Annotated in this window: 18 protein-coding genes and 3 pseudogenes; 9 read left to right on the forward strand and 12 right to left on the reverse strand. The window is 69.2% G+C overall.

Annotated elements, in window-relative coordinates; all coding sequences use genetic code 11:
* Window positions 1-73 precede the first annotated feature (73 nt).
* The gene (locus tag AC07EJ_RS37555; RefSeq protein WP_389486701.1) at window positions 74-1,036 is read left to right on the forward strand and encodes an alpha/beta hydrolase; all 963 of its coding nucleotides are present in this window, start codon (window positions 74-76) and stop codon (window positions 1,034-1,036) included.
* Between the two features lie 26 nt (window positions 1,037-1,062).
* Entirely contained in the window at window positions 1,063-2,238 is a 1,176-nt protein-coding gene (locus AC07EJ_RS37560; RefSeq protein ID WP_478885938.1) for an alpha/beta hydrolase, read from the forward strand.
* 19 nt (window positions 2,239-2,257) lie between these two features.
* On the opposite strand, the gene AC07EJ_RS37565 is transcribed toward AC07EJ_RS37560, so the two are convergent.
* The 7 genes and pseudogenes from AC07EJ_RS37565 to AC07EJ_RS37595 form a co-directional block, all read right to left on the reverse strand.
* Window positions 2,258-2,887 (reverse strand): SGNH/GDSL hydrolase family protein, encoded by a 630-nt coding sequence (locus AC07EJ_RS37565; RefSeq protein ID WP_478885958.1) that lies wholly within the window; start codon window positions 2,885-2,887, stop codon window positions 2,258-2,260.
* Entirely contained in the window at window positions 2,770-3,087 is a 318-nt protein-coding gene (locus tag AC07EJ_RS37570) for a hypothetical protein (RefSeq protein ID WP_478885939.1), read from the reverse strand. Before AC07EJ_RS37570 ends, AC07EJ_RS37565 begins: the two co-directional genes overlap by 118 nt.
* A 38-nt stretch (window positions 3,088-3,125) precedes the next feature.
* Window positions 3,126-3,976 (reverse strand): annotated as a pseudogene (locus AC07EJ_RS37575) (formylglycine-generating enzyme family protein).
* Window positions 3,977-4,017: 41 nt separating this feature from the next.
* Complete coding sequence (locus AC07EJ_RS37580; RefSeq protein ID WP_389486706.1) at window positions 4,018-5,358, reverse strand: MFS transporter; 1,341 nt, start codon at window positions 5,356-5,358, stop codon at window positions 4,018-4,020.
* A 112-nt stretch (window positions 5,359-5,470) separates the two neighbouring features.
* The gene (locus AC07EJ_RS37585; RefSeq protein ID WP_478885940.1) at window positions 5,471-7,237 is read right to left on the reverse strand and encodes a sulfatase; all 1,767 of its coding nucleotides are present in this window, start codon (window positions 7,235-7,237) and stop codon (window positions 5,471-5,473) included.
* Window positions 7,234-7,827 (reverse strand): PadR family transcriptional regulator, encoded by a 594-nt coding sequence (locus AC07EJ_RS37590; RefSeq protein ID WP_389486710.1) that lies wholly within the window; start codon window positions 7,825-7,827, stop codon window positions 7,234-7,236. Before AC07EJ_RS37590 ends, AC07EJ_RS37585 begins: the two co-directional genes overlap by 4 nt.
* Window positions 7,828-8,149: 322 nt before the next feature.
* Window positions 8,150-8,755: an Asp23/Gls24 family envelope stress response protein gene (locus tag AC07EJ_RS37595; protein ID WP_389486712.1), complete on the reverse strand. Its 606-nt coding sequence runs from the start codon at window positions 8,753-8,755 to the stop codon at window positions 8,150-8,152.
* Between the two features lie 23 nt (window positions 8,756-8,778).
* Here AC07EJ_RS37595 and AC07EJ_RS37600 point away from each other — a divergent pair.
* Window positions 8,779-8,999, forward strand: a pseudogene (locus AC07EJ_RS37600) (IS110 family transposase); the annotation flags it as partial.
* 585 nt (window positions 9,000-9,584) lie between these two features.
* Here AC07EJ_RS37600 and AC07EJ_RS37605 read toward each other — a convergent pair.
* The 5 genes and pseudogenes from AC07EJ_RS37605 to AC07EJ_RS37625 all read right to left on the reverse strand — a co-directional run.
* Window positions 9,585-9,896, reverse strand: a complete 312-nt coding sequence (locus AC07EJ_RS37605; protein WP_389486714.1) for an SCO5918 family protein — start codon at window positions 9,894-9,896, stop codon at window positions 9,585-9,587.
* A gap of 53 nt (window positions 9,897-9,949) precedes the next feature.
* Window positions 9,950-10,354, reverse strand: coding sequence for a CBS domain-containing protein (locus AC07EJ_RS37610; protein ID WP_478885941.1), 405 nt, complete (start codon window positions 10,352-10,354; stop codon window positions 9,950-9,952).
* Window positions 10,355-10,400: 46 nt separating this feature from the next.
* Window positions 10,401-11,912: a DEAD/DEAH box helicase gene (locus AC07EJ_RS37615; protein ID WP_478885942.1), complete on the reverse strand. Its 1,512-nt coding sequence runs from the start codon at window positions 11,910-11,912 to the stop codon at window positions 10,401-10,403.
* A 324-nt stretch (window positions 11,913-12,236) separates the two neighbouring features.
* Window positions 12,237-12,440 (reverse strand): cold-shock protein, encoded by a 204-nt coding sequence (locus AC07EJ_RS37620; RefSeq protein WP_030647895.1) that lies wholly within the window; start codon window positions 12,438-12,440, stop codon window positions 12,237-12,239.
* Window positions 12,441-13,208: 768 nt separating this feature from the next.
* A pseudogene (locus AC07EJ_RS37625) lies at window positions 13,209-13,361 on the reverse strand (IS701 family transposase); the annotation flags it as partial.
* 115 nt (window positions 13,362-13,476) lie between these two features.
* On the opposite strand from AC07EJ_RS37625, the gene AC07EJ_RS37630 reads away from it, so the two are divergent.
* The 6 genes from AC07EJ_RS37630 (at window position 13,477) to ung (ending at window position 18,953) form a co-directional block, all read left to right on the forward strand.
* Window positions 13,477-14,304: a HipA family kinase gene (locus AC07EJ_RS37630; RefSeq protein ID WP_478885943.1), complete on the forward strand. Its 828-nt coding sequence runs from the start codon at window positions 13,477-13,479 to the stop codon at window positions 14,302-14,304.
* The gene (locus tag AC07EJ_RS37635; RefSeq protein ID WP_389486722.1) at window positions 14,301-14,690 is read left to right on the forward strand and encodes a DUF3037 domain-containing protein; all 390 of its coding nucleotides are present in this window, start codon (window positions 14,301-14,303) and stop codon (window positions 14,688-14,690) included. The genes AC07EJ_RS37630 and AC07EJ_RS37635 overlap by 4 nt, the downstream gene beginning before the upstream one ends.
* A gap of 159 nt (window positions 14,691-14,849) precedes the next feature.
* Entirely contained in the window at window positions 14,850-15,611 is a 762-nt protein-coding gene (gene fabG, locus AC07EJ_RS37640) for a 3-oxoacyl-ACP reductase FabG (RefSeq protein WP_356286572.1), read from the forward strand.
* Between the two features lie 17 nt (window positions 15,612-15,628).
* Window positions 15,629-16,396: an SDR family oxidoreductase gene (locus AC07EJ_RS37645; protein ID WP_100597615.1), complete on the forward strand. Its 768-nt coding sequence runs from the start codon at window positions 15,629-15,631 to the stop codon at window positions 16,394-16,396.
* Window positions 16,397-16,583: 187 nt separating this feature from the next.
* A complete protein-coding gene (locus AC07EJ_RS37650) occupies window positions 16,584-18,164 on the forward strand; it encodes an ABC transporter substrate-binding protein (protein WP_389486725.1) in 1,581 nt (526 codons plus the stop codon).
* 105 nt (window positions 18,165-18,269) lie between these two features.
* Window positions 18,270-18,953, forward strand: coding sequence for a uracil-DNA glycosylase (ung, locus tag AC07EJ_RS37655; protein ID WP_389486727.1), 684 nt, complete (start codon window positions 18,270-18,272; stop codon window positions 18,951-18,953).
* The last annotated feature ends 207 nt before the right edge of the window (window positions 18,954-19,160 follow it).

Here is a 19,160-nt window from a genome sequence, read left to right on the forward strand (position 1 = left end):
CGGTCCCACCGTGGGACCTGACCCACACCGCCCGACACGATCACACGAGTACTGAGGGAAGGGAGGGATCGGCATGGCGACGGCCGGGCCCAGCTGGCAGGCCAGGGCGTTCGGCACGATCCTGCGGCTGCGCGGAGGCAAGAAGGTGCTCGCATCCGCGGACCACACCCGCGCCCGCGTCGCCCAGCGCGCGCTGCGCCCTGCTCCGTATGCGCCGCCGAAATCGCTGGAGGGCAGGACCGCCCTCACGGTTGACCTTCAGGGGGACTGGCCCCTGTACGACATCGGCCCGGCCACGGAGGAGGCGAGCCGGCGGGTGCTGTACCTGCATGGTGGCTGCTACCTCTTCGAGATCCTCCCCGCCCACTGGCGATTCGTCGCCCAGCTCGCCCGTCGCACCCCGGCGCGGGTCACCGTTCCGATCTACCCCCTGGCCCCGCGTCGCCACGCCTCCGATCTGGTTCCCGCCACCGCGGGCATCCTGGCCCGCGTGGTCGAGGAGGCCGGGCCGGACAATGTGATCCTCATGGGTGACTCGGCGGGCGGCGGCCTGGCACTTGCCACCGCCCAGTACCTGCGCGACCACCATGGCCTGCAGCCCGCCCGTACCGTCCTCATCTCGCCCTGGCTGGACGTGACGACGAACCACCCCGACCAGGCGGCCATCGAGCCGCTCGACCTGATGCTCGCCCGCCCCGGACTCGCCGAGGCCGGACGCCTCTACGCCGGCGGACTCGACCCGGCCGACCCCCTGGTCAGCCCACTGCACGGAACCATGCAGGGCCTCGCCCCGCTCACCGTCCTGTGCGGCACCCACGACATCCTCGTCACCGACAGTCGCGCTCTGACCGACAAGGCCCGAGCGGCCGGAGTCCCGGTCGACTATCACGAAGCCGCCGCCATGCCGCACGTCTTCCCCTTCATGCCCACCCCCGAAGGCCGCACCGCCCGCGCCCTCGTCAGCGACGCCTGCCGTGTTCCGACGCGGACCGTGCTCTCGCCCCTGCCGCACCCCGACGAGCCATGGCGACGATGAACAGAAACCACGTTCCAGCGGTTTCCGTGCAGCACGCCGCCCCCATCGATACCACTCGGCGTCCGGCGGCCCCCCGGTCCCGTCTGCGCCGACGCCTGCTGACCGGACTCGCGTGCGTGCTCGCGCTCGCCGTCGCCCTCGGGGTGGGCTCGCTGTGGCTCATCACGGGCAAGTTCGTACAGCCCATCGACGACACCCCGCTGAACACCCACGTCATCTCGGCGGGCCGAGGAACGGTGACCCTGCCCGCCACTGACGAGAGCCGACAGGCCGGCGTCTACGGCTTGATCTGGAAGGACGACTCCACCGGCGAGCGCCGACAGGGCACCCTCGCACCGATCGTCCGGGCCGACGCCAACACGGTGAGCCGCGAGCTCACCCAATACGGCACCCCACCCGCCGCGGACGCCGAAGCGAAGATCTCCGTGACCGTGTGGGCCGCCGACCCGAGGCGTGCACTGGGGCTCGACTACCGGGACGTCACCTACCCCACCGAGTACGGCCCGATGCCGGCCTGGTTCCTCCCCGGCACCAAGAGCACCTGGGTCATCCAGGTCCACGGCCTCGGGGCCGGCCGCAGCGCGGGACTGCGCACCCTGCCTCAGCTCCACGCACTGGGCTACCCCGTCCTCGACATCACCTACCGCAACGACCCCGGCTCCCCGCACGACGCCGGCGGGAACCGACAGTTCGGCGACAGCGAGTGGCGCGATCTGGAAGCCGCCGTCCGCCATGCCCGCGCTCAAGGTGCCGCCGACGTGGTGCTCTACGGCTTCTCGATGGGAGGCGGCATCGTCGAGACCTACCTGCACCGCGCCACCGACGCCAGTGCGGTCCGATCTGCGATCCTCGACTCTCCCGCACTCGACTACCGCGCCGCCATCGACGCGATTGCGAGCGGCCTCGGCCTGCCGACTGTCGTCGGCGGCATCACCGCCACTTTCATGGAGCTCCGATCCGGAGCCGACCTCGACGCCCTGTCCGAGAATCGCCGGGCCGGCGGACCCCGGCAGCCCGTACTCCTCTTCCACGGCACCGACGACCGCGTCGTTCCCCACTCCACCAGCGTCGCCTTCGCGCGCGACTGGCCGGACAAGGTCACCCTCGTGACCGTCGAGGGGGCGAGCCACACTGGCGCCGGGAAGGCCGACCCCGACACCTACGACAAGCACCTCGCCGCGTTCCTCGCACGAACTGTATGAGGGCGCGGCGAGGTTCGGGTCAGGCGGCGGCCTGGAGGGCGGGCAGGTAGGCGCCTGCCTGCCCGGCCGCGTTGGGGTGGAAGGACTGTCCGAGGGGCCAGTTGAGGGCATGGAGCCAGGGGGCGGTGTCGCACAGCTGGTGGCCGGTGAAGCGGTCGGCGACGCCCTCGTAGACGAAGCCGCTGTGCTGGGTGACCTCGTCGCGGATCACGGTGTTGAGGGCGTCGGCTCCGTTGTTGAGCGCGGTGCGCTTGGTGGCGCTGATGCCGGGGCAGGCCGTGACGGCGAGGTCGTAGAACCTGGGGTAGCCGAGGACTACGACGCGGGCCTGCGGGGCGCGGGCGCGGACGGTGTCGTAGAGGGTGTCGAGCTTGCCGGGGAGCTCGGTGCGGGCGGTGGTTTCGGCGGTGGCGACGGCGTCGAGGCAGGCGCTGTCGCTGCCGAACAGGCAGGTCGTCATGACCGTGCCGAGACCGATGTCATTGCCGCCGATGGTCATGCTGACCAACGTGGTGGTGCCGTCCAGCGGACTCAGCTGGCTGGTGAGGACGTCGGTGGTCTTCGCGGCTCCGCACGCCTGGAAGTCGAAGGTGTCGGGGCGGTGAGCTGGTTGTAGAGGTAGGGGTAGGAGTTGACGCTCTGGTTGCAGTCGTTGAGGTACGTGGTGGAGGAGCCGCCGCCGGCGGAGTAGGAGTCACCGAGGGCCACGTAGTGGACTTCCGCGGCGGGGGCGGCGTGTGCGGAGCCGGGGGTGGTGAGGCCGAGGGCCGCCGTCGTCAGCGCGGCGAGGGCGGCGGCGAGGGCGTGGATGCGGGTGCTGGGCACGCCGAGGGTACGGCTCTTGCGCATGGTGGTCTCCGGGCGGGTGCGTGCGGGTGAGGGGATGGTCAGACGCTGCGGGCGCAGCGGAATCCGGCGTGGCCGCTGGTGCTGTCGGGGGTGTTCGCGGTGCGGGCGCCGACGCGGTAGCGGTTGCAGTACGAGCGGTGGCAGAGATGGGAGCCGCCGCGGATGACCTTCGCGATTTCCGCTGGTGGGGCCTGTCGGATCGACCAGTGGGTGCTGAGTGGGATGGTCGGTGGTCCACCAGTCGGCGCACCACTCCCATACGTTGCCCGAGGTGTTGTACAGGCCGTATCCGTTCGGTTCGAAGGCGTCGACCGGGGCGGTGCCACGAAAGCCGTCGTCGGCGGTGTTCTTGGTGGGGAAGGTCCCGCGCCAGATGTTGCAGCGGTAGGTGCCGTCGGGATCGAGCTCGTCGCCCCAGGGATAGCGCTTCTGCTCCAGTCCTCCGCGGGCGGCGTACTCCCACTCGGCCTCGGTGGGCAGACGTTTGCCGGCCCAGGCACCACCACGGCGTCCGCTCGGGGCGCGAGGCACCCCGGCGCCCCGCGGCGGGCAGGAACCCTGCGAACACGTACGACCAGTCGAAGCGTTCGGCATCGGTGACATGACCGGTGTCGGCGACGAACCGGGCGAAGGCGTCGTTGGTGACGGCGCAGGTGTCGATGAGGAACGGCTTCAGCCGCACCGTCCTGACGGGTCCCTCACCGTCGCCGGGAAAGCCTTCCGCGTCGTCCGTGCCCATGAGGCACTCGCCGCCGGGCAGCAGCACCATCCCGGCGGCCGAGGTGTCGCGGAGGGGCCGTGGTGAGGAGAGCAGCCGCAGAGGTGCTGCGGACGGGCCGGGCGACCGTGCGGGGGTGCAACAGGCGGCGGGCGCTCCGGGGACGTGCATCGTCGCCTCGTCGCCCTGCTCGCGCGCGAGAGGCCCCAACTTCATGACAGGGCCTTCTCGCGCCGCTGGTCGAGCTCGGCCTGCATGCGGGCGGTGTCGCGGGCGTACGTGCGGTGCAGCAGGGTCAGGAACGCCCCGTTGACCAGCATCAGGATGACCAGGACCCACAGGAAGACGGGGCGCAGCCCGATCGCGTCGCCGAGGAAACCGGCGCCGAGTCCGAAAACGGCCCAGGCAATCGCCTCGAAGACGGAGACGTAGAGGGTGAAGGCCGCGGGACGCAGCTCGGGCGGGACCACAGCCATGATCATCGGCCGGTTGATACCGGGGTTGACGCCCTGGGCGACGCCCATGAGGCCGAAGAACAGGGCGTACAGGCCGATGCCGCTGTAGTGGAACTGGGTGCCGAAGAAGGCGAGGACGGCGAAGAGGACCTGGGCGGCCTGGAGCACGGCGGGCAGCCCGTGGCGGGGACTGAGCCGGGCGGCCCAGTCGGCGGCCAGACCGCCGAGGATCGTCCCGGCGAAGTAGCCGATGCCGATCGGCATCAGGACGACCGACGCGGTCTGGGTGGTGAAGCCGTAGTCCTCGACGAGGAAGACCACGGCGAAGGAGAAGACGAGCAGGTGACCGGAGAGCAGCCTGGAGACCAGAAGGACCACCAGGGTCGGGATCTTCAGCAGGGAGGCCACCTGGCGCCGGTTCACCAGTCCGGAGGTGTCCCGGGAGGCGCGGTCGAGGTCGGCGAGCTGGGGCTCGGCGGCGCCCCGGCCCGGGTCGCGCAGGAACCGCCAGAGCACGAGGCCGAAGAGGATGCTGAACGCGCCGATCGCCCACAGGCCCCAGCGCCAGCCGTCCTCGACGCCCGCCAGCTGGCCCTTGAGCGCGGCGAAGACCGAGGAGGCGAGCGCGGTCGCCCCGAACAGCATGCCTATGGCCCGGCCCCGGGACGGGCTGTCGAACAGGTCACCGACGAAGGTAGTGATGATCGGGTGGGCCCCGGCGTATCCCGCGGCGAGCAGAGTCGAGAGCAGCAGGAGCTGGGTGAAGTTCTGGGCGAAGCCGGCGGCCACACCCCAGATGCCCCACATGCCCGTGCATACGACGAGCACCGTCTTGCGGGACCAGCGGTGGGCGGCCCACACCCACAGCGGTGCGGTGATCACGCCGATCAGCTTGCCCGCGGCGGTCAGGACGCCCAGGGCACCGAGAGAGAGCCCGAGGGCCTGCCGGATCACCGGGAACAGCCCGCCGATCACGCCGGCCTCGGTGTTGTCGACGAGCATGGCGCCGCCCAGGAGCGACAGCTGCCGCCACCTGCCGGGAACGCCGGTGTTCGGGGTCTGCCTGGTCTTGCCGGGATCGTGGATAAGCTCGGGCATGGCGCCTCGCTTCCTCTATGTGTGTGGTCTCTTCGCTGGAGATGCACGGGGAAAGGGGTGTGACGGCCGGTGACGGGGCGGCAACCCCGTCACCGGCCATTCCGGTTGCGGCTCAGAGCGCGACGAGTTCCTCGGCGACCGCCATGAGCGCGTCGCGGGGCATGGCCCCGGCCGCCACCGCCGCTACGTCGATCAGTGGCATGGGCCCCAGGAGCTGGAGCAGTTCCGAGTCGAACAGGCTGGGCAGATGCCGGCGTAGTACGACGGCGGTGACCGGGTCGGACATCAGCGTCCGCATCGGTGTCCGCACCGACACCCGCCCCTCGGGAAACTCCTCAAGGCGCGGCAACGGCTCCACGGCACGTTCGGCCTGCTCCCGCTGGGCACGTACCAGCAGGTGCTTCTCGGTGACCGGCCCGTCGGCGGGCAGGCCGAGCCGCTCGTACTGGCTCGGGGGCGCCTCGCTCGCCCGCAACAGCTCCACCAGCAGGCTCGCCATCCGCAGCTCGGCCTCGTCGTCGACGAGTGGGGCCAGCTGCTCCGGATCGCTCTCCAGGTCGAACAGGAGCGTGCCGTGGAGAAAGGGGTTGAGGAGACTGCGCCCGGGGGTGCGCAGGGTCGGCACCCCCTTGGTGAAGGCGAACGGCTCGGCCAGCTCCGCGTCGACGAGTTCGGCCGGGCTGAACAGGCCGCGCATGTGGGTGGGCATCAGCGTGTGCTCGTACAGAGGGGTGTTGTCCGGGGAGACGGGGGCCCTCATGTACACGTACCGGCCGTCGGTGATGTTCACGTGACCGCCGTGCGCCCCGAACAGCCCCGCCTCGCGGACGGGCATGTCCTCGTCGACGGGAAGCGGTACGCCCTGGATGTCGGCCGGCCGCTCGACGCCGAAGTAGTCCAGGATCGTCGGCGCCAGGTCGATCGTCTGCACGAGTGCCTCACGCCGCTCTCCGGCCGTTACAGGGTGGCGCGGATCCCATACGAACAGCGGGAGATGGACGAGCTCGTTGTACCAGGGCTGTACCCACTTGGCCCACCAGCCCTTCTCGCCGAGCAGGAAACCGTGGTCGGTGTTGACGATCAGCAGGGTGTCGTCCCACAGGTCCAGCTCGTCCATGGTGTCCAGGACGCGACCGAGAGAGCGGTCGCACATGGACAGCAGGGCCGCGTACTCGTAGCGGGCGTGCGCCACCTGACCGTCGGTCTCGGTCACCCGCTTGTAGTCGGGCCAGTCGAAGTGCGGCCCGTCGTACTCGTGCGGGTAGAGGTCCTTGTAGCGCTGGTGGGAGAAGAACGGCTCGTGCGGGTCGAAGGTCTCGATCTGTACGAACCACCGGTCCGCGTCCTTGTTCGTACGGACGAACTCCAGGCCGGCGTCGAAGGTCAGCGTCTGCGGATGCCGGTCCTCCGTCGCCATGTAGGAGCGGTTGACCCCGTCCTGCCGGTACGCGGGGGTGCGCATCCGCTTCAGACCCTCGGGCATCTCGGGGTCCGCGACGTGTCCCTTCCACGGGTCGCCCTCCTGCCCACGGAAGAACTCCCAGGTGTTGTACCGGCCGTGGTAGGTCGCGCCACCGTCCTCCCAGTAGTGCGGATGGTCGCTGGCCAGGTGCGTGTAGACGCCGTTCTGCTTGAGCAGCTCCGGCATCGAGTCGTCGAACGGCTCCAGCGGCCCCCAGCTGCGGTGCAGGAAGTTGTACCGGCCGGTGTGCAGTTCACGGCGGGCCGGCATGCACGGCAGCGAGCCGGCGTACGCGTTGTCGAAGGTGACCGCCCGCCCGGCGAGGCGCGCGAAGTTCGGCGCGTGCGTCCAGTCGGATCCGTAGGGCGGCAGCATGCGCCGGTTGAGACTGTCGAACATGACCATGATGGCCTTCATACGGAGGAGTCCCCTCTCTTGGCGTCCGGCGTGCGGTGTTGTTCGAGGCGGTGCCGCATGCCCTCCAGCCAGGCCACCCAGGTGTCGACCGCCGACGCTCCGTACGCGTGCAGTTCGTCGAAGACCTCCTGGGCCAGCTCCCGGTCCAGCTCGGGCAGCGGGTCCTCGAAGCGCAGGGTGCGGTCGCGGTCGCGGTTGCGGGCGATCTGGGTGCGCCGGTAGTCGAGTTCGGTCTCGATCAGACCGATCGCGGCCTGCCGGTCCAGCTGGACGGTAAAGGCGAACCGGGCCAGGAAGTCAGGATCCTGGAACCGGCTGGTCGGCTCGTACGGCGAACGCACCCACTCCCACAGGACCTCACGCCCTCGAGCGGTGAGCCGGTACACCTTCGCATCCGGCCGTCCCTCCCGCGGATCGACTTCGAATGCCACCCAGCCGTCGGCCGTCATCCGCCCGAGCAGCCGGTAGATCTGGCTGTGATGCGTCCGCGACCGCAGGAACTGCCCCTCTGTCTCGACCCATCGGCCCAAGTCGAAGCCACTCCGCGGCCGCCCCGCGATCAACGAGAGCAGCACGTACTCGAACTTCACCGCCCCACCGCCCCTATGTGCACAGTCATCTATGTGATGAGTGTTGTAGGCGCTGCGCGGAGGGGCGTCAATGGATCCGGCACGCGCTTATCAATCCTGTATCACGCCATTCATGCTCAGCCGTGGTCAGTGGGGCGTGGGCGGCCCCTACAGCCGGTGGCGTCGCGTGACGGGAGGGGCGAAGCGGACGTGACCCCGGACCGCTGCAGCGCCCCGGCCCTGGCTGCACGGCATACGTAGTCCTAGCTGGCTGGTTCACCGTCTTTGCCGTCAGGGTCTGGTTGTGCCGGGCGTGGTGTGGGCGCGTGGGGATCTCAGGCTGTTACTCGGCGCGGTGGGGTTTGTGTGGGGTGACCTGCAGCCGTGCCTGGGTGGGGAGTTGGGTCCAGCCGGTGGACTGGCGGGCGCGTCCCAGGGGGCCGTGGCACAGGGCCTGCAGGACGGGGCCGGGCTCGCTGTCGGGGGTGAGCGTGAGGGTGATGCGGACCTTTGGATGGTTGGCCCGGCCGGTCATCTGCACCTTCACTTGCTGGACGCCGGGCAGTTGGCGGGCGTCGGCTGCGATGACGTCGCTGAGGGCGTGGTCGTACAGTTCCACACCGTCTGTCGGGGGTGTTCCTCCAACGGGCATGCGGCCTGGGCGGGTTCGGCGCAGTTGTGACAGTAGCCACCACAGGGTGAGCAGGACGATGACGGCCAAGGCGGCGGTGATCACCGGCCACCACCAGCCCTCGTCGGTCCAGCGGGTGCGGTCCGCAGTGCTGAGCAGGACGGTGTGCGGGGTGGTCAGGGGCCAGCCGTCGGGTGGCGTCAGGTGCCGGCGCCGGTAGAGATCGAGGCCACCGACCAGGACGAGGAGGCCCCCTCCAGGCAGGACGATGCCGACCAGAGCCAGCAGGATCCGGGTGACCGCCGATTGCCTCATCATGGCTTCGTCTCCTGCCTACTTGTGGCCGGTTGGAGCGCCCCAGGAGGGGTCAGTTGCGGCGCTGCCGCACGCGGATCCGCGAGGGGCCGAACCGGGACTTCTACCTCAAGAAGCGGGGCGAGGGCCGCAAGCCCGTCCAAGCCGTCATCGCCCTGGCCCGCCGGCGAGCGAGCGTGCTGTGGGCTCTCCTGCGCGACACCGGGTCTTCACCCCCGCACTGCCGGTCGCGCAAGCGGCTTATTGAGACTCCCTCTGGGCGGTGTACCTATCCCCTCGGAGTGCTCTTCTAACCTGGGGATCTGTTCCTTATCCCAGCGCCGACATTTCCTGGGCTGTACCACCAATGGGGAGGGTGACAACGACTCCGGCGCGAACACGCCGGAGTCGCCCTTCCGGGCGGTTGCACGTGAGAGTGAACCTACCCGCGTCTATATTACTGCGGATATCACAGCACTGACATAACCCGAGCGTTCCATATTCCGCGCTCTTCCCTCGTGCCCAAGAGCAAATTTACTCACTTGCGCATCGCCGCTGCTGCCGCTTGGGGCGTCAGCAATTGCAACGCAGACCGTGGCCTTCCTTTTTCATTCCCTGGCCGGACCCACGGCACGATCCCGGCAAGGGCCGCTGTCTTCACCTTCACCGCGCTCTAGCGGCAGATGCTCAAAGCCCCCCACCTCGGGGCCTTGAACTCCAGCGGTCGCCGCAGCCCCGGAACGGAGTGCGTGGCCTTCGCGACCCGCTAACGAACCGCCAGGAGTGGTCCGCGTCGTCGGGCGTATCCCGGTCGGCAGTGCTGTTTTGGTAGCGGCTTGCGTCTGCCCGTCGGTCAGGCAGCCGCGGGGACGCCGAGCATCACGGAAGCCTGTTGGAACGGGCTGAGGACGCTCTTGGGCGCGGCGGCCTGGGGAAGGCCGCGGCAGGTGAAGCCGAGCTGGGTCATGGCCCGAAGGACTTCGCCGGCGCTGAAGTCGCGGCGGTCCTGGCGTGTGATGACCTGGCCGACCTGCTTGACGGGGTAGGTGCGGCGGCCGATGATCACGGACTCGCCGATGACCTGCTCGGGCTTGATGCCCTTCATCGATTCCAGGACGCCGCTTTTGGTGAGGTCGAACGGGAAACGGGCGATGACGCAGCGCATGACGCCTCACAAGGAGAAGAACGACGGGGGTGGTTCTGCCGCGATTGAGGCGGTCAGTGGGCAAGGGCGAGGGCGCCCGGAGCGCTGCCTTGTGCGTCGACCGCCGGCAGGGCATCGAGCCGGCGGGAGCGCATCGCGTGCTCGGCTTCGGTCATCGTGGACGCGGGCGAGGTGAACGGCCCGCGGTCGCCGAGGATGTCGCGCAGCTGGACCCGGTCCGTGTAGGCGGAGCTGTCACGGAGTGCGGCGAGCTGGGCGTAGGTGATCAGTTGGGTGCACAGGCCGTCGTCGTCGCAGACGAGCAGGTGCCCGGTGCGGGCGCTGGCCATGACCGACAGGGCCACCTCGACGGTCATGTCGTCACAGACCTGCGGTCCGGCTGTGTCCATGGCGTTGGCCGCCGTCCTGTGTACGGGGGTGGCATGCGCCGAGCGGGGCTGCATCTGAACCAGCGTCAAAAGGTACCTCCTGCAGAGATGGGTCAGTTTCCTGATCACGAAGGTTCTAGGCCGCCGCATCGAAGGAGGACTGCCGCACGCTCACGCGCCGGGCAGCCGAAGCGGGGCTGCGCCGGCCGCGTGAGGCCGCGGCGCGCTTACGTCGCTCGGCCACCGGCGCGGTGATCGTCACGGGGATGCCGGAGGGAGGCTGGGCTCCGGTGATCCGGCTGAGTGCCTCTTCGCCGGAGCGGACCTGGGTGGTCTGGGGCACGATGCCGGCGGCTGCCATGAGGCGGGTCATGTCGCGGCGCTGGTTGGGGGTAACGAGGGTGACGACGCTGCCGGATTCGCCGGCCCGCGCGGTACGGCCGCCGCGGTGGAGGTAGTCCTTGTGGTCGGTCGGCGGGTCGACGTTGACGACGAGGTCGAGGTTGTCGACGTGGATGCCGCGGGCGGCGACGTTCGTTGCGACGAGCACGGTGACGTGTCCGGTCTTGAACTGGGCGAGGGTGCGGGTGCGCTGCGGCTGCGACTTCCCGCCGTGCAGGGCGGCGGCCCGGACACCGCTGTTCAGCAGGTCCTGGGTGAGCCGGTCGACAGCGTGCTTGGTGTCCAGGAACATGATCACCCGGCCCTCGCGCGCGGCGATCTGCGTCGTCGTGCGGTGCTTGTCGGCGCCGTGGACGTGCAGTACGTGATGTTCCATCGTGGTGACGGCGCCTGCGGACGGGTCGACGGAGTGGACGACCGGGTCGGTGAGGTAGTGGCGGACCAGGAGGTCGACGTTGCGGTCGAGGGTGGCGGAGAACAGCATCCGCTGGCCCTCTGGGCGGACCTGGTTCAGGAGAGCGGTGACCTGGGGCATGAAACCCATGTCGGCCATCTGGTCGGCCTCGTCCAGGACGGTGATCGCGACCTGGTTCAGTCGGCAGTCACCCCGGTCGATGAGGTCCTTGAGGCGGCCAGGCGTCGCGACGACGACCTCGGCGCCACCGCGCAGCGCACTGACCTGCCTGCCGATCGGCATTCCGCCGACGACGGTGGCCAGGCGCAGCTTCACCGAGCGGGCGTAGGGGGTGAGCGCGTCGGTCACCTGCTGCGCCAGTTCACGCGTCGGCACGAGGATCAGAGCCAGCGGCTGACGCGGCTCGGCGCGCTGCCCGGCGGTGCGGGCCAGCAGGGCCAGGCCGAAGGCGAGGGTCTTGCCGGAGCCGGTGCGCCCGCGGCCCAGGGCATCGCGTCCCGCGAGGGTGTTCGGCAGGGTCGCGCCCTGGATCGGGAACGGGACACTCACGCCTTGCGCAGTCAGCGCTGCCAGCAGTTGCTCGGGCATGTCGAGGTCGGCGAACGCCTCGACGGCGGGCAGCGCGGGAGTGATCGTCTCCGGCAGGGCGAACTCGCCCTGGACGGCTGCGGACCGTCGGGCCGGGCCGCCCGAGCGCCTCGGGCCCCCTGAACGGGCCGGGGCGGGCGAGGCGAAACGGCCGCCCCGCCTCGAACCAGCACTGGAGCCGAAAGCGGGGCCGTCGGCCCGGCGAGTACGGGAGGAGCGGCCGTTCGTACGTGTGGGGTTCATTCAGAACCTTCCTTGATACGGCACGTATCAAGGAATTCCCGCAGCGGAAGTGCAGCGCGGGGAATCGCAAGAACGGGCCGAATGGAATGCGAAAGTAAATCTGGCCTGCGGTAAACACGAAGCGGGTGCAGGCGATGAAATCGGTGACGTCACGTGGAGGTGAAATCCAGAACGTCAGCGGGTGCACGTTTCAAGAGGCCCGAATCCCTGGAGAAGGGCCTTCGGCGCTGGTTTTCCCGGAGGTGAACCCACTGCGGGGAATGCCCGTAGCTGGGGCCCGCACCCCGAGGGATGCGGGCCCCAGCTACGAAGTGCGCGTCAGCGTCAGGCGGGAACGATGTTTTCGGCCGTCGGGCCCTTCTGGCCCTGCGCGATATCGAAGGTGACCTTCTGGCCTTCGAGCAGCTCGCGGAAGCCCTGGGCGGCAATGTTCGAGAAGTGGGCGAACACGTCATCGCCGCCACCGTCCTGCTCGATGAAGCCGAAACCCTTGGCTGCGTTGAACCACTTCACGGTGCCAGACGCCATGTCATATCTCCTTTGGGGCAGTACGCCGGGACCCGCAATGCACGGATGCCGGGTCGCCGCGATGATGCCCTGCCCGGAGAGTGACCGGAGATACAAAAACGCTTCCAGCGGCGGAAAATACCCGGCGAAGGCGCTTGAAGTTTTGGGAACCACGACTGCAACTGAGAGCGACAGTAGCATGCGGTAGCAGCCCGCGTACGGTAATTAATTCCACTCTGTTTGATGCGGCAAAAACACTCCCCGCATGGCGCGTTAAACCCTCACCTCGCCGTCACAGATATTGATCCACCCGGAACGCAGCGTTTCAGTATGAGCGGTCTCTGTTCACGGCTCGAGGGGACAACCGCTCCGGTGGAACTTCTGCCCGGCACATCATCGGCTGTACGCCGACCTTGACGCAGATCAGGGCCGCGCAGCTTTGCTGCGCGGCCCTGATCACGTGCGCCCCAGATCCCGCCATGTCGCCTGAAGGCCGGCGCTCGGTGTCGGGTGAACCAGTCGGACAGCGGGGGCCTGTCGGGGGCCTGCCGGGGGGGCGTACGGCTCCGAGCGCCGACCATGAATATCGCGGCATCCGTATTCGCGCTTGCCAGCGTGGTCGCCTTCCTCATTCCCCGGACGACCGCTCACTCGAAGTCTCCCGACACGACCGCGACCGAGGGGGAGCCTGCGCGGTAAGCGGCTCCGGCTCCGGAGCGCAAGCCGCAGTATGTCTGTGGCGAAATCCTCGTGTGGCCGCTCGTCTGATACGGCAGCCGTAGTTCGTGATCATGCGGTTGCGGTGGCTTCGTTCCAGCGGTGGTGGCAGACGGCGGCTCGGTGTTGATGGCGGCGGCGCCAGTGGGACCAGTGCAGGACGTGCTCCGGGGCGGTGACCGGTGTCGGCAGGGTGAAGGTCCGTAGCAGTCGCAGGAGTTCGGGCCTGATACTCCCCAGATACTCCCCAGCGTCAACGGTTGGCCACTTGTGAGGTAGCAGGCAACTCCCGGGGCGTACCTCGGGTTACCGGGCCCTGTCGGCCGTATAGCCTGGGAAAATGCTCACGGAAGTAACTGCGACCCGCTATGTCATGCCCCTTCGGGAGGGCGGGTCTCTGCCTGGTTTGGTCGAGGCGGATGACTTGGGTATTTATGTCATGAAGTTCACCGGTGCGGGACAGGGCCGCAAGACGCTCGTCGCGGAGGTGATCTGCGGGGGGCTCGCGCGGCGGCTCGGATTCCGGGTGCCCGGGCTCGTACGGATCGGACTCGATCCCGTGATCGGCCTCGGCGAGCCCGACCAGGAGGTGCAGGGCCTCCTCAAATCGAGCGGCGGCGTGAACCTCGGGATGCGCTACCTCTCCGGCGCGCTCGGCTTCGACCCGCTCGCCTACGAGGTAGACCCCACGGAGGCGGGACGGGTCGTCTGGTTCGACGCCCTGATCAACAACGTCGACCGGTCCTGGCGCAACCCCAACATGCTGGTCTGGCACGGCGACCTGTGGCTCATCGACCACGGCGCGAGCATGATCTGGCACCACAATTGGCGCGGGGCCGCGGCCGCGGCGGCCCGCCCCTACGACGCCTCCGACCACGCCCTCGCCCCTTTCGCGCCCGACGTCGCGACGGCCGCGGCGGAGTTCGCGCCACGGCTCACCGAGGAGCTGCTCGCCGAGGTCACCGCCGACGTCCCCGACGCCTGGCTCGCCGACGAGCCGGGCTTCGACGACCCGGACGCGGTACGGCGCGCGTACGCCGAAGTCCTGCTGCCCCGCGCGGCGACCATCCACGAGCGGATCGGTCTGCCGGCGCCGGATCCCGGCCGTGTCCCGCGCACCCCGGGCTGGCTGACCGGCACGGCGACCGTGAAGGGCGGCACCCGGTGACCACGACCACCCGAGACGTCTTCGAGTACGCGCTGCTGCGCGTCGTCCCGCGCGTCGAGCGCGGGGAACAGATCAACGCCGGTGTGGTCGTCTACTGCCGGGCCAAGTCCTTCGTCCGCGCGCTCACTCACCTGGACGAGGCGAAGCTGCGCGCCCTCGACCCCGACGTGGACGTGACCGGCGTCCGCGCCGCGCTCGCCGCCGTCGAGAGCCACTGTCGAGGGGGTGGCGACGCGGGCCAGGCAGCGGAGGACGACGCGGGCCGGCGCTTCCGCTGGCTGGTCGCACCGCGCTCCACGGTCGTGCAGCCCGGACCCGTGCACACCGGTCTCACCGAGGACCCCGAGGCCGAGGTCAACAGGCTTCTCGACCTCCTCGTGAGGTGACCCGGCGGTGGCCTCTTCGCGGTGAGTGATCAGTGGCACCCGGTGGGTACGTTGACACCGGGTGCCAGGACTTCTAGCGTCACGTCCACAGGGTACTAAGCGGTCGCTCACCGAGTTGGGACGTGAGGGCCGCACTCTAGGGCGAGGAGACCGAAGAGCATGTCCACCACTGAGCAGCGCGTCGCGATCGTCACCGGTGCCGCACGTGGCATCGGCGCCGCTACCGCCGTACGTCTGGCCGCCGAAGGTCGCGCCGTCGCCGTGATCGACCTCGACGAGGCCGCCTGCAAGGACACCGTCGAGAAGATCACCAGCGCCGGTGGCAAGGCCCTCGCGGTCGGCTGCGACGTCGCCGACGAGGCGCAGGTCGAGGCCGCGGTCGCGCGCATCGCCGAGGAGCTCGGCGCGCCGACGATCCTCGTCAACAACGCGGGCGTGCTCCGCGACAACCTGCTGTTCAAGATGAGCGCCCTGGACTGGGACACCGTCATGAACGTGCACCTGCGCGGCGCGTTCCTGATGTCGAAGGCCGTCCAGAAGCACATGGTGGACGCCAAGTTCGGCCGCATCGTCAACCTGTCCTCGTCCTCGGCGCTCGGCAATCGCGGCCAGGTCAACTACTCGGCGGCCAAGGCCGGCCTCCAGGGCTTCACCAAGACCCTCGCCAAGGAGCTCGGCAAGTTCGGCGTCACCGCGAACGCCGTCGCCCCCGGCTTCATCGTCACCGAGATGACGGCCGCCACCGCCGCCCGCGTCGGCATGGGCTTCGAGGAGTTCCAGGCCGCCGCCGCCACGCAGATCCCCGTCCAGCGCGTGGGCAAGCCCGACGACATCGCCAACGCCATCGCCTTCTTCACCGGCGAGGCGGCCGGCTTCGTCTCCGGCCAGGTCATGTACGTCGCCGGCGGACCGCTCAACTAGGGCCGGGGGAAACGGACATGACTTCATCCCAGCTCCCGGAGCTCTCCGGCAAGGTCGCCCTCGTCACCGGCGGGAGCCGCGGCATCGGCTACGGCGTCGCCGAGGCGCTCGTGGCCCGCGGTGACCGCGTATGCATCACCGGACGCGGCGAGGACGCCCTCAAGGAGGCCGTCGAGAAGCTCGGCGCCGACCGGGCCATGTACGTCGCCGGCAAGGCCCACGACGAGGCGCACCAGGCCGCCGCCGTCGAGCGCACCATGGAGGCCTTCGGCCGCGTCGACTTCCTGGTCAACAACGCCGGTACGAACCCGGTGTTCGGCCCCATCGCCGAGCTCGACCTGAACGTGGCGCGCAAGGTCTTCGAGACCAACGTCGTCTCCGCGCTCGGCTTCGCCCAGCAGACGTGGAAGGCCTGGCAGGGCGAGAACGGCGGCGCGATCGTCAACATCGCCTCCGTCGCGGGCCTCGCTCCGTCCCCGTTCATCGGCGCGTACGGCATCAGCAAGGCGGCGATGATCAACCTGACCGTCCAGCTCGCGCACGAATTCGCGCCCAAGGTGCGGGTCAACGCGATCGCCCCGGCGGTCGTCAAGACGAAGTTCGCGCAGGCCCTCTACGAGGGGCGCGAGGAGGAGGCCGCGGCCGCCTACCCGCTGGCCCGGCTCGGTGTGCCCGAGGACATCGGCGGTGCCGCCGCCTTCCTGACCTCGCAGCAGTCCGACTGGATCACCGGGCAGACCCTCGTCGTGGACGGCGGGATCTTCCTCAACGCGGGCGTCAGCTGACAAAAATACGGGCGTCAGCTGACAAAGCCTCCACGAGACCTTGTCGGACCAGGTTCGCCTCACCGAAGTTCCCCGCGTACAGCGCGTACGTACGCATCAAGTGCCCCGCCGGAGTGCCTCGATGGCCCGGCGGGGCACTGCGGTATGGTCTGCCGACCCGTGGCATGGCCGATCGAGGAGCGCGCACGTGTTCAACCGGATCCTGGGCCCCCGTCAACTGGCGGCGATAACGTGCATATCGCTTCTTGCCGGATGTGGACTGATGTCCTCCGGAGAGTCCGACGACACTGATCCCATCGTCGTCGGGACCACCAGTGCCCCGAGCACCCTCGACCCGGCCGCGTCCTGGGACGGTTCCTGGGAGCTGTTCAGGAACGTCTACCAGACCCTCGTCAGCTTCCCCTCCGGTGCCTTTGAGCCGAAGCCCGACGCCGCCGAGCGCTGCGAGTTCACCGATCCCTCCAACCGCGTCTACCACTGCAGGCTGCGCGAGGGCATGAAGTTCTCGAACGGCGACAAGCTCGACGCGGCGGCCGTCAAGTTCTCCATCGACCGCATCAGCAGGATCAACGTCAAGGGCGGCCCCAAGGGGCTCCTCGGCAGCCTGAAGTCGGTCGAGGTCGAGGGCGACCGGGACGTCACCTTCAACCTGAACAAGCCCGACGCGACCTTCCCCTTCGTGCTCGCGACACCGGCGATGTCGATCGTGGACCCGGCCGAGTACCCGGCCGACGCGGTCCGCGACGACGGCAAGATCACCGGCTCGGGGCCGTACGCACTCGACGCGTACACCGACGGCAACAGGGCGGAACTCGTCAGGAACGACCACTACGACGGGTTCGCCGAGCGTAAGAACAGCGCCGTCACCATCCGCTACTTCAAGGACTCGGCCTCGATGGTCGGCGCCCTGCGCGCCAAGAAGATCGACGCCACGTTCCGCGGGCTGGCCGCGTCGGACGTCGTGGGGCTCCAGGGCAAGCAGGCCGGGGACGGCATCCAGCTCGTCGAGGGCGCGGGCATGGAGATCAGCTACCTGGTCTTCAACCCCAAGGACCCCTGGGCCCGGAAGTCCGCAGTACGCAAGGCCGTCGCCCAAGTCGTCGACCGCGGCGCGATCGCCCACAAGGTCTACCAGGACACCGTCGAACCGCTCTACTCGATGGTCCCGAAGGGCCTGACCGGGCACACCACCGGCTTCTTCGACAACTTCGGTGACCCGGACGCGGCCAAGGCCAAGGACATCCTCACCAGGGCTGGCATCACCGACCCGGTCCCGCTCACCCTCTGGTACGCCACCGACCGCTACGGGTCCGCGACCGGCGCCGAGTTCACCGAGCTCAAGCGGCAGCTGGACGCCTCGGGGCTCTTCGAGGTCACGGTCAAGGGACGTCCCTGGAAGACCTTCGAGGCCGGATACCGCAAGGGCGAGTACCCCGTCTTCGGACGCGGCTGGTTCCCCGACTTCCCGGACGCGGAGAACTTCATCGCGCCCTTCGTCGGCCGGCAGAACGCGCTCGGAACGCCCTACGAGTCCAAGGAGATCACCGACGACCTGCTGCCGCAGTCACGCCGTGAGACCGACCGCGGCGCCGTGGTGAGCCAGTTCAGGCGCGCCCAGCAGATCCTCGTCGACGACGCGCGGCTGCTGCCGCTCTGGCAGGGCAAGCAGTACGTCGCGGCCAGCGAGGAGATCGCGGGCGGCGAGCGGGCACTCGACCCGTCGACGATCATGATGATGTGGGAGCTGCACCGCAAGACCAGCTGGTAGACGGGCCGCCGGGGCCCGTTGTCAGTGGCCGCGGGTAGGTTCTGGGGTGTGCAACGGCCGTGCCTCGTACGGCCGTGAAGTGACCGTACCCCGGAGGTTGTTGACGTGACCGACACCGCGATGCTGCCCGAGTCCTGGCGCGGCGTCCTCGGCGAGGAGCTGCAGAAGCCCTACTTCAAGGAGCTCACCGAGTTCGTCGAGGAGGAGCGCGCGAAGGGTCCCGTCTACCCGCCGCGCGAGGAGGTCTTCGCGGCGCTCGAAGCGACCCCGTACGACCAGGTCAAGGTCCTTGTCCTCGGCCAGGACCCGTACCACGGGGAGGGCCAGGGGCACGGTCTGTGCTTCTCCGTGCGGCCCGGCGTGAAGACGCCGCCCTCCCTGCGGAACATCTACAAGGAGATGAAGGAGGAACTCGGCCACCCGGTCCCGGACAACGGGTATCTGATGCCGTGGGCCGAGCAGGGCGTCCTCCTGCTGAACGCGGTGCTCACGGTGCGGGCCGGCGAGGCCAACTCGCACAAGGGCAAGGGCTGGGAGAAGTTCACCGACGCCGTGATCCGCGCGGTGGCCGACCGGCCGGACCCGGCCGTGTTCGTCCTGTGGGGGAACTACGCACAGAAGAAGCTCCCCCTGATCGATGAGGAGCGCCACGTCGTCGTGAAGGGCGCACACCCCTCGCCGCTCTCCGCGAAGAAGTTCTTCGGTTCGCACCCCTTCACGCAGATCGACAAGGCGGTGGCCGCGCAGGGTCACACGCCGATCGACTGGCGCATTCCGAACCTGGGCTGACGTTCCTGGGGGCACGCGGGGGGCACGCCTCTCCGAGTGCGTGCCCCTCAGGGTGCCTGTCGTCCCTCCGGGTTCTGGTGCCTCCGGATGCCTGTGCCTCCGGGTGCTGTGAGCGCCCGGCCCCGGAGGGACGCCCGCCCGCGCCTGACCTGGTTTGTCAGCGGCTGCCTATAGCGTCGGAATCGTTATCAGCTTGGACGATCGGCA

This window comes from Streptomyces sp. NPDC045026 (assembly GCF_056432625.1).

Excerpts from the sequence above, each read along its gene's own strand:
- fabG (WP_356286572.1), top strand. The coding sequence starts at position 14,850 with ATGTCCACCACTGAGCAGCGCGTCGCGATCGTCACCGGTGCCGCACGT.
- AC07EJ_RS37555 (WP_389486701.1), top strand. The coding sequence starts at position 74 with ATGGCGACGGCCGGGCCCAGCTGGCAGGCCAGGGCGTTCGGCACGATC.
- AC07EJ_RS37570 (WP_478885939.1), bottom strand. The coding sequence starts at position 3,087 with ATGCGCAAGAGCCGTACCCTCGGCGTGCCCAGCACCCGCATCCACGCC.
- AC07EJ_RS37645 (WP_100597615.1), top strand. The coding sequence starts at position 15,629 with ATGACTTCATCCCAGCTCCCGGAGCTCTCCGGCAAGGTCGCCCTCGTC.
- AC07EJ_RS37595 (WP_389486712.1), bottom strand. The coding sequence starts at position 8,755 with ATGATGAGGCAATCGGCGGTCACCCGGATCCTGCTGGCTCTGGTCGGC.
- AC07EJ_RS37620 (WP_030647895.1), bottom strand. The coding sequence starts at position 12,440 with ATGGCGTCTGGCACCGTGAAGTGGTTCAACGCAGCCAAGGGTTTCGGC.
- AC07EJ_RS37630 (WP_478885943.1), top strand. The coding sequence starts at position 13,477 with ATGCTCACGGAAGTAACTGCGACCCGCTATGTCATGCCCCTTCGGGAG.
- AC07EJ_RS37580 (WP_389486706.1), bottom strand. The coding sequence starts at position 5,358 with ATGCCCGAGCTTATCCACGATCCCGGCAAGACCAGGCAGACCCCGAAC.
- AC07EJ_RS37585 (WP_478885940.1), bottom strand. The coding sequence starts at position 7,237 with ATGAAGGCCATCATGGTCATGTTCGACAGTCTCAACCGGCGCATGCTG.
- AC07EJ_RS37615 (WP_478885942.1), bottom strand. The coding sequence starts at position 11,912 with ATGAACCCCACACGTACGAACGGCCGCTCCTCCCGTACTCGCCGGGCC.
- AC07EJ_RS37605 (WP_389486714.1), bottom strand. The coding sequence starts at position 9,896 with ATGCGCTGCGTCATCGCCCGTTTCCCGTTCGACCTCACCAAAAGCGGC.